Source organism: Lactobacillus sp. 23-2, assembly GCF_044902225.1.
GTDB classification, from domain to species: Bacteria; Bacillota; Bacilli; order Lactobacillales; family Lactobacillaceae; genus Lactobacillus; species Lactobacillus absianus.
This window is the reverse complement of sequence record NZ_JAOQBX010000010.1, coordinates 43,030-57,905: the sequence shown is the minus strand read 5'-3', so window position 1 is coordinate 57,905 and position 14,876 is coordinate 43,030. Positions and strand designations below refer to the sequence as shown.

The 14,876-nt window shown below is 52.4% G+C and carries 14 protein-coding genes and 1 other annotated feature; of the genes, 3 read left to right on the top strand and 11 right to left on the bottom strand.

Annotation, left to right across the window (positions count from 1 at the left end):
• Positions 1-400: 400 nt before the first annotated feature.
• From OCH80_RS05555 to OCH80_RS05540, 4 genes are all read right to left on the bottom strand, one after another.
• Positions 401-1,018 carry a TetR/AcrR family transcriptional regulator gene (locus tag OCH80_RS05555; RefSeq protein WP_404538725.1) on the bottom strand — a complete coding sequence of 206 codons (618 nt, stop codon included), beginning with the start codon at positions 1,016-1,018 and terminating at the stop codon, positions 401-403.
• A 3-nt stretch (positions 1,019-1,021) separates the two neighbouring features.
• Entirely contained in the window at positions 1,022-3,025 is a 2,004-nt protein-coding gene (locus OCH80_RS05550; protein ID WP_404538722.1) for an ATP-binding cassette domain-containing protein, read from the bottom strand.
• Between the two features lie 236 nt (positions 3,026-3,261).
• Positions 3,262-3,654, bottom strand: coding sequence for an iron-sulfur cluster biosynthesis family protein (locus OCH80_RS05545; protein ID WP_404538719.1), 393 nt, complete (start codon positions 3,652-3,654; stop codon positions 3,262-3,264).
• Positions 3,655-3,795: 141 nt separating this feature from the next.
• Entirely contained in the window at positions 3,796-4,569 is a 774-nt protein-coding gene (locus OCH80_RS05540) for a formate/nitrite transporter family protein (RefSeq protein WP_404538716.1), read from the bottom strand.
• 166 nt (positions 4,570-4,735) lie between these two features.
• Here OCH80_RS05540 and OCH80_RS05535 point away from each other — a divergent pair, with 166 nt between their 5' ends.
• Positions 4,736-4,966, top strand: a complete 231-nt coding sequence (locus tag OCH80_RS05535; RefSeq protein WP_154549511.1) for a hypothetical protein — start codon at positions 4,736-4,738, stop codon at positions 4,964-4,966.
• Between the two features lie 217 nt (positions 4,967-5,183).
• Here the strand turns inward: OCH80_RS05535 and dltD are convergent, their stop codons facing one another.
• The 7 genes from dltD to OCH80_RS05500 all read right to left on the bottom strand — a co-directional run bounded on the left by dltD (position 5,184) and on the right by OCH80_RS05500 (position 11,413).
• Positions 5,184-6,473: a D-alanyl-lipoteichoic acid biosynthesis protein DltD gene (gene dltD / locus OCH80_RS05530; protein WP_404538713.1), complete on the bottom strand. Its 1,290-nt coding sequence runs from the start codon at positions 6,471-6,473 to the stop codon at positions 5,184-5,186.
• Positions 6,463-6,705, bottom strand: coding sequence for a D-alanine--poly(phosphoribitol) ligase subunit DltC (gene dltC, locus OCH80_RS05525; RefSeq protein ID WP_154549509.1), 243 nt, complete (start codon positions 6,703-6,705; stop codon positions 6,463-6,465). Before dltC ends, dltD begins: the two co-directional genes overlap by 11 nt.
• A gap of 66 nt (positions 6,706-6,771) precedes the next feature.
• On the bottom strand, positions 6,772-8,004 hold the full coding sequence (gene dltB / locus OCH80_RS05520; RefSeq protein ID WP_302188287.1) for a D-alanyl-lipoteichoic acid biosynthesis protein DltB: 1,233 nt from the start codon (positions 8,002-8,004) through the stop codon (positions 6,772-6,774).
• Complete coding sequence (gene dltA / locus OCH80_RS05515; RefSeq protein WP_404538708.1) at positions 8,001-9,518, bottom strand: D-alanine--poly(phosphoribitol) ligase subunit DltA; 1,518 nt, start codon at positions 9,516-9,518, stop codon at positions 8,001-8,003. Before dltA ends, dltB begins: the two co-directional genes overlap by 4 nt.
• A gap of 21 nt (positions 9,519-9,539) precedes the next feature.
• Complete coding sequence (locus tag OCH80_RS05510) at positions 9,540-9,704, bottom strand: teichoic acid D-Ala incorporation-associated protein DltX (protein WP_154549201.1); 165 nt, start codon at positions 9,702-9,704, stop codon at positions 9,540-9,542.
• A gap of 198 nt (positions 9,705-9,902) precedes the next feature.
• Positions 9,903-10,199 carry a hypothetical protein gene (locus OCH80_RS05505; RefSeq protein ID WP_302188284.1) on the bottom strand — a complete coding sequence of 99 codons (297 nt, stop codon included), beginning with the start codon at positions 10,197-10,199 and terminating at the stop codon, positions 9,903-9,905.
• Between the two features lie 35 nt (positions 10,200-10,234).
• Complete coding sequence (locus tag OCH80_RS05500) at positions 10,235-11,413, bottom strand: YncE family protein (protein WP_404538728.1); 1,179 nt, start codon at positions 11,411-11,413, stop codon at positions 10,235-10,237.
• A gap of 624 nt (positions 11,414-12,037) precedes the next feature.
• Between OCH80_RS05500 and cbpB the strand changes: the two genes are divergently transcribed.
• Positions 12,038-12,559, top strand: a complete 522-nt coding sequence (gene cbpB / locus OCH80_RS05495) for a cyclic-di-AMP-binding protein CbpB (protein WP_404538704.1) — start codon at positions 12,038-12,040, stop codon at positions 12,557-12,559.
• Between the two features lie 266 nt (positions 12,560-12,825).
• Positions 12,826-14,646 (top strand): heavy metal translocating P-type ATPase, encoded by a 1,821-nt coding sequence (locus OCH80_RS05490; protein ID WP_404538701.1) that lies wholly within the window; start codon positions 12,826-12,828, stop codon positions 14,644-14,646.
• Positions 14,647-14,723: 77 nt separating this feature from the next.
• Positions 14,724-14,774: a sequence feature (sodium ion sensor (DUF1646 type); this cis-regulatory element may regulate processes involved in with the transportation of sodium ions), on the top strand.
• Positions 14,775-14,876 lie beyond the last annotated feature (102 nt).

Here is a 14,876-nt window from a genome sequence, read left to right as displayed (position 1 = left end):
CCTTTCGGCGACGCAACGTTTTATATCTTAGCAAGATGATGAATCTTTGTCAACATCTTTTTTAAGATTTTGTTTCCTTAGGAAAGCGCTTTGGCTTTTCCTCGCGAACAAATAATACTTTACCTTCTTTTAATTGGTTCGTCAAATTTGCTTTTTCGTCCGGATTATCATGTGAACGCGGGGAAGCGTTGTTATTTTGGCAATCGTTTAATTTGGCTTTTTGGACTTAATTTAAGTCTGAATGACCTTTTTAAAGAAATTTTAGTTCGTTTTCAGCCCTTTTTTGCTTGAAAAAATTCGCGATTTTTTTGAAAAAAATATCAAAAAATGAGCCAGGAAGTAAATTCCTGACTCATTCGCAAGCTGCTTGCGTTAAATTACGGTACTTATTCTTAATCTGCTACCCTGCCTTTTTAAAACCGTGCTCCAGATAGCCGATCCGCCGGTTCAAAAGCTGATCCAGCTGGCCCAAGTCGACCTTCTCCCCGGCTTCATAGCTCTTGACCCCGGCAGAAATGACGCTGACATAGGTCATGAACAGTTCCTGGACCAGGTACTTTACGTCCGCCTCGGGGATTGCCAGCTTTTCGGCGGCTTGCTTGGTCTCTTCTGGACTGAGCAGCTCCTTGTCGGCTTGGCGATGCGCGTGCGGCATCTGCCGGCGGGACATCGCGTCCATCATCCGGTAAAAGAATTCCGCGTCCTTCCCATAGAAGATCTCCTTCAGCCACACCGGCAAAATGGTCCGGCTGGCTTGAAACAGGTCGTAGTCGGCTTTCCAGACTGCATCCTTTAGCTGCTTCAGCAAGCGGAAGGCAATCCGGTGACACAAAAAGCCATATAGATCCGCTTTATCATCAAAATACTGGTAAAAGCTGCCGCGGGGAATCCCAGCCAGCTTGATGACCTGATTGATTGAGGCTTCCTCGTAGCTGGTGTGGTAAAACACTTCTTTAGCCGCGTCGATGACGCGCTTTCTTTTTTCCGCCGGCAGGTTGAAAAAAGTCTGCTTTGGCATGAGCTATTCCTTCCGCAGGGCGTCAACTGGATCCAGCTTGGAAGCATGGTTGGATGGCAGGATACCGGCAATCATACTGATAACCACGCTGACGACCACCCCAGTCAAAGCATATTGCGGGGTCAAGGTTACGACGGCTGCCTTGAAGGCCGAAACGGTGTAATGGTTGATGGCCAGGCTGAGCAGCCAGGTCAAAAGCACCCCGACGATCCCAGAGCCCAGACCGATCAAGAAGGCTTCGCTGGAGAAAATCCGGCGGATGTCCTTGCGGCGGGCGCCCAGAGCCTTCATGACCCCGATTTCCTGGGTTCTTTCAACAACGGAAATGTTCAAGACGACCAGGATCATGATCGCGGAAACGACCAGGGAAACCGCGGCAATCGCCGTCAAGACGTAGGTCAAAACGGACAGGATGCTGTCAAACATCTGGGTCATCTGCTCCTGCATGGAGCCAGCAAAGCCCAGGTCCTTGGCCTTGGTCTTGATTGCTTCCGTGTACTTCTGCTTACTGGAAGTCAGGTAGACCACGTTTGCCTTCAAGGTCAGCCCGTTGTCCTTAAACAGCTGCTCCAGGTCGGAATATGGCAGCAGGATCGTGCTCATGCTGCCGCTATTGCCGGCTTGCTCATAGGTGCCTACGACCTTGACCTTCTTGTCGATCGTTTTCGTGCCCAGCTGCAGGTGGGCCTTGATGGTCTTGCCAATCATGTGCTTGCCCAGGGTCTCAGCCGTCCCGTTGTCGATCATGACCTCATCCTTGCCAGCTTTTGGCAAGCGGCCATGCTTGATTTCCGACTTGGCGATGGCATCGTTGACCGTCTTCAAGTAGATCAAGGTCGCCCGCTTTTTCTTATAGCTGATCTGGTTGGTCCCCAGGGAAATGGCGGTATAGCCCTTCTGCAGCTTCTTGACGTGCTTGATCCGCTTCAGCTTGCGCAGGTCTTTGCTGCTAAAAGAATTCGTAGCACTGGTCCCGGACAGGGAGTTCATGTTCTCCTGCTGCTGCTTGGCCAGGGCGGCTGAATCGCCTTTTTGCACGTCCTGCATCTTCTTTTGCTGCATCTTTTGCGATGAGGTCTTCTGAATTTCAGCCACCAGCGGGTTAGAGTAGGTGTTCATCTGTCCGCTGACATAAGAAGTAACCCCCTTGCCCAGGCTGAGCATCAGGATCACGGACATGATCCCAATCCCCATGCCCGTAGCCACCAAGGCGTTTCGCCCAAACTTGGCCTTCATGTTCTTGAAAGCCAGCTTGATGGCCTTCCACAGGCTCATGTTGTGGACCGCGATATTCTCCCGGTCAATCTGCTGGTGCTCGATCGGCTTTTGCTCATGGTCGTCCACGATCTGCCCGCGGTCGATGCGCAGAACCCGGCTGCAGTGCGCGGCAACTTTTTCCGAGTGGGTGACCATCAAGACCAGCTTGCCTTCAACGGCAATGTCCCGGATCATGTCCAGGATGACATCGGTCGTTTCCGCGTCCAAGGCACCGGTTGGCTCATCGGCGATAATCACGTCTGGGTCGTTGACCAAAGCCCGGGCAATGGCTACCCGCTGCTTCTGCCCGCCGGACAGCTGGTCCGGCTTCTTGTACATGTGCTCTTCCAGACCAACCTGCTTGAGCAGGTCCTTGGCCCGCTGGCGGCGGAAATCTTCACCGACGTTGGACAGGGTCATGGCGATCGACACGTTGTCGATCAAGTCCAAGTGCGGGATCAGGTTGAAGTTTTGAAAAATAAAGCCAATGCTCTTCTTGTGGTAGTTGACCATTTCCTTGGTCGAGAAGTCGCGCAGGTTCTTCCCCTCGTAGAGGATTTCCCCTTCAAAATCCGAGTCCAGGCCACCGATGGTGTTCATCAGGGTGGACTTGCCGGAACCGGATTCGCCGACGATGGCGACCATCTCCCCGGCATTGAATTTGGCGCTGACCCCGTGCAGGGCTTCAAACCGCCCCCCGCCGGGCATCTTGTAGAACTTCTTGACGTTCTTGAGTTCCAATACTGGCAAAGCTCTTACCTCCGTAATCAATGATATGACACCGTGTCATATGACATGCTGTCATATTACTCCTCTTCCCGGCCCCGGTCAATCATTCTCGAAAAAATTTAAACACTTGTAGACAAATTGGCATTAAGTTGCGAAGTTGGAGACTTTTCCCACACTCTCAGCCACACAAAAAACCAAGGCCCGTTGGCCTTGGCTTGGAGAGATGTTTAAAAATATTATTGTTGATTTGTTTGACTTTAGCAGCTGACCCCGTTTTTGACTTGTTCGGCAGTCAGGGCGCTTGGCACGTAGCGGTTGATCTTCACCGCGCTGTCAATCAGGCCTGAGTCCCCTGACAGCGACAGCATCCCGTACTTGGCGCCGACGCTCAGGTTGTCGTCCAAAAAGCCCATTTCTGCTTCCGCGGTGTACAGGTCCAGGCCCAAATCGTTGGCAAGCTTGATATTGTAGCCTGGGTCCTTTTCGTCAAGCAAGACGAATTGGAAGCTGGCACCGATCGTGCAAGTCCCGCCTTGAAGAGAATACTGGTTGGACCCGTCATTGAGGGCCAGCAGGACGACCTTCCGGTCTCCCAGTTTGCTGGTCAAGGCCGCCGCTGCTTCCGGACTAAAAGTAATTTTTACAGTCATGGTCATGTCCTCCGTGTTGAAAAATTTCGGATTTCCATCCGTTCATATCTATAGTTTACTTACTTTTTGTCACAAGGGCCTTGATCTAGATCAATTTTTAGCAAAAAAAGAGCAGCCAAGCTGCTCTTTCTTCCAAATTTCCTATTTTTCATCGGTCTTCCGGGCCGCAAGCCAGTATGGGAAAGCTACGAAAACCAAGCCGCCAAGCATGTTGCCCAGGGTTACCCACAGCAGGTTGTGCCACATGCCGTCCATGGACACTGCCGCCACTTTGGCTGGCTTCAGCAAGGCTACGGCAAAAGTCGTCATGTTGGCCACGCTGTGCTCAAAGCCAGTCGTGAAGAAGGCCAGCAGGCACCAGAAGATCATGATCAGCTTGGCTGAATCGCTCTTGCTTTGGAAGCCTGACCAGACCGCCAGGCAGACCAAGATGTTGCACAGGATCCCGCGCAAGACCAGTTGACCGGCTGGAGCGGCCATCTTAGCGGCAGCCGCCTTGGCAAAGACCGCGGAAACGGCTGGCAGGTCCAGGCCAGTGTTGACGAACATCACGGCCAGCAGGCATCCGCCGAGCAGGTTGCCCAGCCAGCAGACGATCCACAAGGACAAGGCCTGGCCCAGGCTGACCTTCTTTTCCAAAAGGCCCGCGCCCATCACGAAGTTGTTGCCAGTAAACAATTCCGCCCCTGGAATTACGACCAGGCTGAGAGCGACGCCGAAGATCATCCCTTTGACCAGACCGGAAAAAGGATTGTCCCCCAGCTGGCTGCCAACCGTAAAGGCCAGCAGGATCCCAAAACCGATGTACATGCCGGCCAAGACTGACAGCAAAACGTAGCCGAAGGGATTCTTCTTCAGCAAATTGACCTTTTTGGCAGAAGCGCCAGCGGCAGCTTCAAAAGCTTCTCGATACATATTTTTCTCCCTATCTATATTTCTTATATGCTAATATTACTCATCACGTTTTTATGTTACCGCTTTTTCTACATATTTTAAATAGTAAAATATTATATATTTTATATTTAGAGCCACGCCGGCGGTCATGATATAATTAATGCAACAAGAGAAGGGAGGCATCACCATGGCAAAACACAAATGCAAGCTCAACGATGATCTTGAAGCCTTAACCCGCGAGTACATGGAAAAGACCGACACCGACTTGGATACGGTCATCAACGCGGCATTGCGGGCCTACCTGCTCAAGAAGATGAAGAAGAGCGAAATCACCCGGGTTCTCAGCGAAAGCGACGCCACTGAAGGCCGGATCGATCAGTTCCTGAACGCCAGCTTCGACCAGTGGATCGATGGCTAAGAAACGCCGCCAAGCTAAAAGGCAGTCTCCAATCTGGAGACTGCCTTTATTTTTTTACAAAAAAGCCTGATTCCACCAACATCGGAATCAGGCTCTCACAGTGCATGTCAAAGCAAACCACAGATAAGCGATATTTTGCTACCGAAGAAAAATATCAGCTAGAGCAATGACATAGTTAAAGTATATCCTCTTCTGGGTTCGGAGGCAAATCAGAATCTTATTTGCTGCGCAATCTGGCCAGAACCTGCTTGTTGGTCAGGCTGGTTGCCGGCACCTGCTTGCGCTCACGCCACCCCCGGGTGTAGTAGTAGTCATCCAGGTAGTAGCTCGGCGCCACGTACTTCTTGGCCATGAAAGGCCGCACGGCCTGGTCCATGGTCAGCCAGCCGTTCCAGCCCAAGTGGATGGTGTCTTCCATGAAGTACTTCTTGCCGCCGTCCTTGGTCAGGTCGATGATGTTGGTGAAGCCCTGGGAAGTCATTTGATACTTTATCTTGGCCGTGGCTTCTTCATACATCTTCTGCGACAGGCCCGTGTACTTGCGCCACTTAGCGTTGACTGGCGGAATGATGAACAGAACCTGGGTCCGGTCTTGGGCAAACTGGTCCAGCATCAGTTCAAAGTCAGAATATTCCGGCGACTCAATGTAGTCGAACTTCTTCTGGCTGCCCTTCAGCTTGCGCAACAAGCGGGCATTCAGCCGGCGCTTGTAGAAGCTGTCCCGGATCCCAAAGCGTTTGGACTTGGTGTTTTGAGCCGCCTCTTTTTCCGAGGCTGCCTTCAAGCCTGCATAAGAGTAGGTCTTTGGCAGCTTGGCCCCCTGTTGCTTGATCTTTGGCAGGCGGTCGCGCAATTGCAGGGAAGTGAAAAAGGTGTCTTCATTAGCCAGCATCCGGCGCCGCCAGATCAGCAGCGCCCGCTGGGTCTTCGAGACTGGCAGGCCCGCGGCCACGCGCAGGGCGGCATTGTAGATCAAATGGCTGTCCCTGACGCTTGGCATCTGCAATAGGCGTCTGGCCGCGTAACGGTCTTCTTCGGTATCCTGGGCCTTCAGCAGGAAGTCAGCCGCGTGCAGCGGTGAATAATAGATCGTGAAGGCGGCTGGATCTTGCCCTTCAGCGGTGAACCACTGGGGGGAAATGATCATGACGGCCTTCTTGGACGCGGCCCCTTGCATCCCCAAGTACTGCGACAGCGACTGGCTGCCTGGTCCCCCTAGCAGGAAGGGCATGTAGTCCCGCTTGTACTTAGTTGCCAGAACCGTTGGGTGCATGTTGTCAAAACGGGACAGCTCACTGGACCCATAAAAAGGCACGTAGCCCTGCTTATAGGCCTTCTGCCGCATGGTCTTGCCTTTAAAGACGGTCGCTGTCTGGGAAGCGGCGGCCTGGTAGAGACTGCCGGCAGAGAAGGTCCGCTCCCATGGAATGGACAGCAGGCCGACCGCCAGCAGGGCGGCACAGATGACTGGCCCGAAAATCAGCCAGAGTTTCTTACTATTCTTCATCTTGCAGCTGCTTTACCTGTTCAATCAGCTTGTTTGGCGTGTTCCAGTCGTCACGGTTGAATTCGGAAACGGGAACGGTAATGTCAAAAGTCTCTTGCAAGGTCAGCAGCATCTGCACCGTTGACATGGAGTCCATAATCCCGCTTTCGTAGAGTTCTTGGTCCATGTTGTCGGAGAAGTCTTCGCCAGTAGAATCTTTCAAAATTTCAACAATTTGTTCTTTGATATCCATAATATTCCTCTTTCTCTATTTTCTTTTTTGACTTATCGCTAACATTATACTTTAAAAAGTCTTCCCCTACTTGCCCAAAGGCACGTTGAACCACAAATTGTTCAAGAAGCCCGAGAAGATCAGGAAGCTGAGGCAGACCGCATTGAAGGTCACGAAAATGGCCACGGCTTCCGTGAACCGAGTGTGCTTGACCAGCTTGTGCTTCTTCTTGAAGCGGAGCCAGATGTCGTTGATGATGATGGCCAGGGCGTGGTAGAGACCATAGACGATATAGTACCAGGTCAAGCCGTGCCAGACGGCCATCACCATGAAGTTGACCAGGTAGGCTACCTGGGACAGGCGGATCCGGTTCTTGATCAAGCGCTTCTTCATCGCGAAGAAGGTAAAGCGCATGAAGATAAAGTCTCTGAACCAGAAGGACAAGGTCATGTGCCAGCGGTTCCAGAATTCCTTGATATTGTGAGCGGCAAAAGGCTTGTTGAAGTTCATCGGCGTGTGAATCCCCATGAAATAGGAGATGGACACGGCGAACAAGGAGTAGCCCGCAAAGTCAAAGAACAGGTACATGGAGTAGCAGTACATGACGCCCAGCAGCCACCAGGACAGGTGCAGGAAGTTCCCCTTCCCCATCGTGATGGCTTGCTGCTCCAAGTATGGCAGCAGCTGGCTGCCGAAGTACCAGCCCAACAGGAACTTGTACAAAAAGCCCTGGAACAGGTATCTGACCGCGTAGCCCAGGTCCTTGATGTAGTCCTCCCGGCTCGGCGCCTTGTCAAAGTCCTTGGCAAAGCGGCGGTAGCGGTCGATTGGGCCGCTGGAGATGGTCGGGAAGAACAGCAGGAAGCGGGCGTACATGACCGGATCGACTTTCTTGATCGTCCCGTCGCGCAATTCCATGACCACCTGAACCGTCTTAAAGGTCAGGTAGGAAATGCCCAAGAAGCCCAGGTCAAGCCCCGGCTTGTGAGGGACGACCGGCCAGATTTTTACCGCGGCTACGGGCAGGATGGCCAGAATCACGGCCAGGCAGAAGACCCAGGTCTTGTTGCCCTTCCCTGTCTTTCGCCGGTAATGCTGGTAGGCAAAGGTCACCAGGAACTGGTAGACGATGTAGCAGATCAGGGTTACCCCTTGAACCCACTTGTCAGCGTCAAAGATCAGGAAGATGAAAGCCAAGGAAACGATGGCTTCATAAGTCTTGAACCGCTTGCCAAAATACAGGCCAATGATCAGCGGCAGCAGGGCCAGCAGCAGGTAGATAAAGTATTGCGGATTTTCGTAAGGCTGCAGATTGATCACGCTCTGTTAACCTCCTTGATGACCGCTTTGATGTCCACCTTGCCGTTTTGGGAGATTGGCAGGGCATCTTGGTAGATGTAGCGCTGCGGAATCATGTACGGCATGACGTCCTTTTCCAGGCCCTCCCGGATCATCTTGGTCAAAGCGCCTTCGGTGTACTTGCGGGCCACGCCCGAGTTGAGCTCAATCACGGCCACCAGTTGCTTGATGGTGTGGTCCTTCTTGTAGATTGGCGCGGCCACGGCGTGGCGGACGATCGGCAGCTGGCTCATGTAGAAGTTGATTTCTTCCAGCTCGATCCGGTAGCCGTTGAACTTGATCTGGAAGCCGATCCGCCCCTTGTAGAAGAGGACGTCCCCGTCAAAGTAGCCGACATCCCCGGTCCGGTAGCTTTGGACTCCCGCTTCATTCTTGAAGAAGGCTTCCTCGGTCTTTTCCGGATTGTTGATGTAGGCCTTGGAGACTGACGGGCCGGAAATGATCATTTCCCCGCTCTCGCCATCGTCGCCCTTGGACTTGTCGATCGTGATCCGGGTGTCTTCCTTGACCCGGCCGATTGGCAGGCGGTCATATTTGGCCAGGACTTCATCCGTAATTTCAATCTGGGTCACGGCCACGGTCGTTTCCGTTGGGCCGTAAGTGTTGAAGACATGGCTGTCCGGGAAGCGCTGCTTGAGCATTTCGACTTCCTTGTGCGGCAATTCTTCCCCGCAGAAGAGGAAGTGGCTCAGGCCCGGGTGGTGGGCCGCGTCAAAAGTCCGGTCCAGGAAGCACATCTGCGCGAAGGAAGGCGTTGAGACCCAAACGTCGATTTGGGTTTCCGGCAGGGCCTTGAACAGGGCCCCGAAGTTTTCCGTAACTTCATGCGGCAAAACGACCAGCTCCCCGCCGCTGAGCAGGGCCGGGTAGATGCTCATGACCGACAGGTCGAATGAGTAAGGGGCCTGGGCCAAAAAGCGCGGGTGGTCTGGCAGGTTAAAGTCCGCCAGTTCCCACTTGACGAAGCTGACCAGGTTGTCGTGACTGATCTGGACCCCCTTTGGCTTGCCCGTGGTCCCGGAAGTACAAATAATGTAGAAGTTTTCATCCCCGGAAACGAACTGGCTGTCATCCAGCTGCCCCTTGGGACTGGCAGGAACTTCCTCCGGCTTGATGACCGTCAGGCCAGTCAGGTCGGCCTCCGGCAGCTCATCAATGGCGATAATGGCCGGTGAGCCTGAAACCTCGCGCACCAAGGCGATTCTTTCCGCGTTGGAGTAGTTGGCGATTGGCACGTAGCAGTGCCCGCTCTTGACGCAGCCCAGGAAGCAGGCCAGCATGTCAAAAGTCTGCCCGCCCCAGATCATGACCGGTGCCTTGGCTGGCACTTTTTCAAGCAAAAGCTCGGCCCAGGCGTCAGAGCGCTGCTTCAACTCGCCGTAAGTGTTCGTTTTGCCCAAGTAGTCATAGGCCAAGCGGTCCGGCTCTTGAGCGGCAATCTGGTCGATTTCCTTGATAATATTTTTCTTCTCCATCTGATATAAACTCAACTTTCCTTAAAACTCGTTATAGATAAACCCAGCCGCGCCGATCCCGCAGTATTCGTAGAGATAGATCAGGCCCATTATGACCAGGAAGTAAAACAGGGTCTTCAAGATGAATCCCCTGAAGATTTTTCCACGTGATGCCGTGACGGCACCCTGCTTCTCGTTACCTTTCATCTTTCACGTTCCTTCATACTACTGCCGCCCCTGCTATCCCCAGGAGCAGTAAAAAGCATTGATTAATTTCAATCTTTTTCAATAACTATTTCAACTATTCAACTTACGTTATTTTAAACCTAAAGGCCGCCTTTGTTTACATGTTTTGGCGTGAAAATGATAATTTTAAACTTTTTATATACATTTGCCAGCTATTTCCTATTTCCAGCCAGCCTTGCGCTCGCTGTGGTAGGCAAAAAAGAGCGGAATCGCGGGCACCACTCCGATAAAGAAGAGGGCAACCCAGGCCATTTGCAAGACGTAATTGGGCTTATGCCACTTCTCGCTGGTGGCCGTCGCCAGGACGAAGGCGGCGTAGATGGCAATAAGGCCAATCATGATCAAAAAGAAGACGTCCCTGGTCCACTGGTAGTAGACCAGCATCACGCTGGCCGGCAAAAGGCAGGACCAGCCTGCCAAGCGGACGTCGATGAGGATTTTTCTTTGGATATCCATATATGCTTGTTCCTTTGCTGTACTTGTATTTTTTCTTAATTGTTGTCCAAAAGGGCATTGATGTTGACGGACAGGGTCCGGTCCATCACCGTGATCCGGGGCGTCGCGTACTCAGCCGAGCCTGATTCAAAGAGACAGATCAGCTGGCCGTTGTAGGCAATGATCTGTTCCAGATATGGCGGCATGGTTACGACCTGCTCGGCATTTTTTTCATCCAGGTTCTTGATGGCCGTGACCGGGAAAATATAGAGGCGGGAGTCCTTGGACCCATAGGACTGGCTCAGGAAGATCTTGTTTCCGTAAATGGCCAGGCCCTGGATCTGCTTGTTCATGGACGTGGACCCGTCTGGGTCAGACCAGGCCACAGAGTCGTTCACGCTGGTGATCTCACTGGTCGTGATCGTGTTCTTGTACTTCCCGCTGCGGGCAATCTTGTAGCTGGCCACCTTGCCGTGGCCGTCTTCATTGAAGTAGCCCACGAAGAGCTGATCGTCATAATAGGCCAGCGTGGAGGCCTTGACGATCGAGGTGATCGGAATGTCGACGTCGTACTTGATGGCTTCGCCGGCGCTTTTGTTGGTCGTGACGTATTCGATCAGCTTGGCCAGGGAAAAAGACATCAAGGCCGACTGGTCGTCCTTGCTCCCGGTAATCCAGATCTGCATCCCTTTTGGATCATAGGCGATCCCGCCCACGTGCGGCCGCCCCGGCAGGTGGATGGTCTTCAGGTACTTGCCGGTATTCTTGTCCAAGACGTAGATCACGGACGCGTGGGTATGATTGGCATCGTAAGCCGTGATCAGCATGTAGTTGTAGGCGATCGCGATCCCCTGGGGGGTCATGGCGTCAGCCGTCGTCACCCGTTTTTTCACGTAGTCGTAGGCTGGCGTCTCAGCCAAGCCGGGAATGACGTAGTCAACCCCAACCGTCGTTTGGGCGGGCGTCTCGTACGCGGCCCGGTAGACGAAGCCATAGCGCTGCTTGAGCCCCTCATGGTAGGCATCCAGGTTGTGCCAGGCGGCACTGGTGCTGGTCCCGTCCCCAGCCAGTTGCACCTTGGGCCGGGATCTGAGCATTTCCTGGTGCTGCTCCCATTTCTGATAGTAGGGATAAGCCCACTTATAGCCGACGAAGACAAAGGCCGCCAGCAGCAGCAGGCTGAAAAAAACGTGCAGCAGTTTTCTATGCAGCTGCTGCTTCTTCCGCGTCTGCAGCTTGGCGGCTTGCTTAGCCCGGTCAGCCGGCTTTTTTTCCTTGCGTCCCACGATTTTCACCCCTTCTGGACAGATTAATACCTCTATCTTAAGAGAAAAAGCGGAAAAACAAAAGTTTTTGCGATTTTTTTGCAAAACATCACACTTTGTTCACAATTTTGGTATAGTATTAATAATGTAACAAGCGAGAGCTTGTTACTACACTCAACTTTTTGTTTTTCATTCATACTCCTCCAAAGTAAATGAAAAATATCGACTGACTCCATAGTCGATTCATATCTATCCCTTTCGGCTCACGTGCGTTGCGTGAGCTTTTTTGTTGCCTGGGCGAGTTTCACGTGAACCGGCCTTTGGCGTCTTTACAAATCTTCAACGCTTTCTTTAAGCTTTATTAAGAAATTCCAAACCTTTTATTGAGAATTCTCGGGTAGTATATATCATGTAACGAGCAAGAGAACTCGTTACGAAATACTCCCACTTTTTTATTTCATTCATTCTTACTCCTCCAAAGTAGATGAAAACCAATTGGGTCTGCAATAAGTGCAGGCCTTTTTATTTTTTCCATTTGCTTTATACTTAGTTTGGATCGCGAAAATTTCACAGAAGGATAAATCAAAAATCAACATGTTTTCACCAGCCATACAGAGACTCATCGAAAGCAAGTCGGGCTCTTTCATGATCCCTGCCAGCAAGATTGCCTGCGTCTCGGCCGACAACCCGCTCTTCCATGCCTTCTTGATCCTGACCAAGGTCAAATACGCCAAGATCCCGGTCTTAGACCACGGAAAGCTGGTCGGCCTCCTGAGCCTGGCCATGATCACGGACAAGATGCTCGGGGACCACAAGATCGACACTGACGTCTTGAATCACTTGCAGGTCAAAGACGTGATGCAGAAGGACTACCTGGCCCTCAACGTCACCCAGAAGAGTCTGGAGGACCAGCTGCACCTCCTGGTCGACGCCAGCTTTATCCCAATCGTGGATGACGAAGGCATCTTCCAAGGGATAATCACCCGCCGCGAATGGCTCAAGGCCTTCAACTACGTCGTCCACAACTTCGACGAGGAGTACGTGGTAATCGAGAAATCCCGCATCGTCAACCTCAACCAGGCTGACGTTCCTGATGAGTCCAACCAAGTTCAATAAGAGATGAAACGGAACCGTTTCTGCATTGTCATTATTACAGGAACGACTTACAACACCCATCTAATCAGATGAGTGTTTTTTTGATTTCGCGGCGGGCTTTTTCATGTTCTTTTCAGCGGACAAAAAGCCCGTCGTGTCGCCTTTTGCATTCCGCTTTCATTTCATTTCGTTTTACCTGGAATATGGTAGAATTAACTTGTGCAGGATATAGAAATTTTTTCATAGGATATAGAGTTGTTTATTGATATCTAGGAGGATTAGGTAACATGAAACGCCAATGGAAATTCATTGTCGTTCTCGCTATCGGGGTTATTGGCCTTTTGGCCGACTTCGTCTTCCACATTGACCTTGTCACTGAGGTCTTGATCGATATTGCCGGGGTCTACATTGCCGTATGCCTGGCCATGGAAATGATCAATGACGTCAAGGAAGGCCACATGGGGATTGACATTCTGGCCCTGATCGCGGTCGTATCGATGATGATTACGCGCGACAAGTGGGCCGAATGGATGATCCTGGTCATGTCAACCGGTGGCGAAACCCTGGAAGACTACGCGACCGGACAAGCCAACAAGGAGCTGCGCGCTCTTTTGGACAAAAACCCACGCGTTGCCAATAAGCTGGTTGACGGCAAGATCGTTGAAGTCAAGGTTGATGACCTGCAGATCGGCGATCAAGTCTTAATCAAGCCGGGTCAGCAAGTTCCTGTCGACGGGAAGATCATCGATGGCTCATCGCAATTCGACCAATCATCGCTGACTGGGGAATCAGTCCCAGTCGACAAGTCGGTCGGCGATGACCTGATGTCAGGCTCTTTGAACGGGGCCACGGCCGTCACGATGGAAGTCAAGAAGCTGGCCAAAGACTCAGAATACCAGTCGATCGTTGCTCTGGTTAAGTCTTCAGAAGCCCAGCCGGCCAAGTTCGTTAAGATGGCGGACCGCTACGCGGTGCCATTCACCATTATTTCGCTGATCATCGGGATCGCTGCCTGGGTAACTTCCGGCAGCTTTACCCGCTTTGCCGAAGTCATGGTCGTTGCTTCGCCTTGCCCGCTTTTGATCGCGGCGCCAGTCGCCATGGTCGCCGGAATGAGCTCCATGTCCAAGCACCACGTCATCGTCAAGTCCGGGCCAACCCTGGAACAATTGGGCCGGGCCAAGACTTTTGCCTTTGACAAGACCGGGACTTTGACCCAGAACCAGCTGGTCATCCAGGAAGTCATTCCAGAAGCTGGCTTCACTAAGGAAGAAATCCAGTCAGACGCGGCCAGCCTGGAAACCCAATCAGGCCACATCATTGCCAGCTCACTGGTCAAGGGGACGCCAAAAGACTGGATCAAGCCAGTCAGCGACCTGCAGGAATCAACTGGCAACGGAGTCAGCGGGACCGTCAATGGCAAGCGGGTCAAGGTCGGCAAGCTGGCCTACGTTGCCCCTGATTCCGGCGTCAAGAAGGCGCCAACGACTGCCGTCTACGTCTCAGTTGACGGCAAGTACGCCGGCCACATCACCTTTAAGGACCAGCTGCGGCCAGAAACGCCAGCTACCCTGGCCCGCCTGCGCCGGCAAGGTGCCAAGCACATCATGATGCTGACGGGGGACAACCAGGATGTCGCCAACGCGATTGCTGAAGCCGCCGGAGTCGATGACGTCCGGTCCGGCCTGCTGCCAGCTGAAAAGATCGAGGCCATCAAGGGCGTCAGTGAAGACAACCGTCCAGTCGTCATGACTGGGGACGGGATCAACGACGCGCCTAGCCTGACCGCCGCTGACGTCGGGATCGCCATGGGCGCCAAGGGGGCTACGGCCGCCAGCGAAAGCGCCGACGTGGTCATCATGACTGACGACATCAGCAAGATCAACGACGCCGTGGCCATTTCCAAGCACACCATGAAGGTGGCGGAAATCGACGTAATCACGGCCATCGTCGTGGTCATCCTGCTGGAGCTGGTGGCCTTCACCGGCTTGATCCCAGCCTTCTGGGGCGCCGTCTTGCAGGAAGCCGTCGACATGGTGACGATCTGCCTGGCCCTTTTGGCCAAGACTGAGCCTAAGAACCCTAAGCAAACGGGACTTGCCGCTTAGCCAAGTCAGCTGATTTGCAAAAAATTCTCTTTCTTGATAAAGTATTTATTACCAAAATTATCAATACTTTTATCAGTGGTTGGAGTTTACGAAAACTTTCAAGAATCTGCTTCTTTGGGTCAAGAAGCCTTCTTGGAAGTTTTTTATTTTGCCTTTAATTTTCCGCTGGCCTTTTCTACAATGAAATTAGCACTGAAACTTAATGAAAGAACTTCCAACCCGCAAACGAA

Excerpts from the sequence above, each read along its gene's own strand:
- OCH80_RS05555 (WP_404538725.1), bottom strand. The coding sequence starts at position 1,018 with ATGCCAAAGCAGACTTTTTTCAACCTGCCGGCGGAAAAAAGAAAGCGC.
- dltC (WP_154549509.1), bottom strand. The coding sequence starts at position 6,705 with ATGGATATCAAAGAACAAATTGTTGAAATTTTGAAAGATTCTACTGGC.
- OCH80_RS05505 (WP_302188284.1), bottom strand. The coding sequence starts at position 10,199 with ATGGATATCCAAAGAAAAATCCTCATCGACGTCCGCTTGGCAGGCTGG.
- cbpB (WP_404538704.1), top strand. The coding sequence starts at position 12,038 with ATGTTTTCACCAGCCATACAGAGACTCATCGAAAGCAAGTCGGGCTCT.
- dltD (WP_404538713.1), bottom strand. The coding sequence starts at position 6,473 with ATGAAGAATAGTAAGAAACTCTGGCTGATTTTCGGGCCAGTCATCTGT.
- OCH80_RS05535 (WP_154549511.1), top strand. The coding sequence starts at position 4,736 with ATGGCAAAACACAAATGCAAGCTCAACGATGATCTTGAAGCCTTAACC.
- OCH80_RS05490 (WP_404538701.1), top strand. The coding sequence starts at position 12,826 with ATGAAACGCCAATGGAAATTCATTGTCGTTCTCGCTATCGGGGTTATT.
- OCH80_RS05545 (WP_404538719.1), bottom strand. The coding sequence starts at position 3,654 with ATGACTGTAAAAATTACTTTTAGTCCGGAAGCAGCGGCGGCCTTGACC.
- OCH80_RS05510 (WP_154549201.1), bottom strand. The coding sequence starts at position 9,704 with ATGAAAGGTAACGAGAAGCAGGGTGCCGTCACGGCATCACGTGGAAAA.
- OCH80_RS05540 (WP_404538716.1), bottom strand. The coding sequence starts at position 4,569 with ATGTATCGAGAAGCTTTTGAAGCTGCCGCTGGCGCTTCTGCCAAAAAG.
- dltA (WP_404538708.1), bottom strand. The coding sequence starts at position 9,518 with ATGGAGAAGAAAAATATTATCAAGGAAATCGACCAGATTGCCGCTCAA.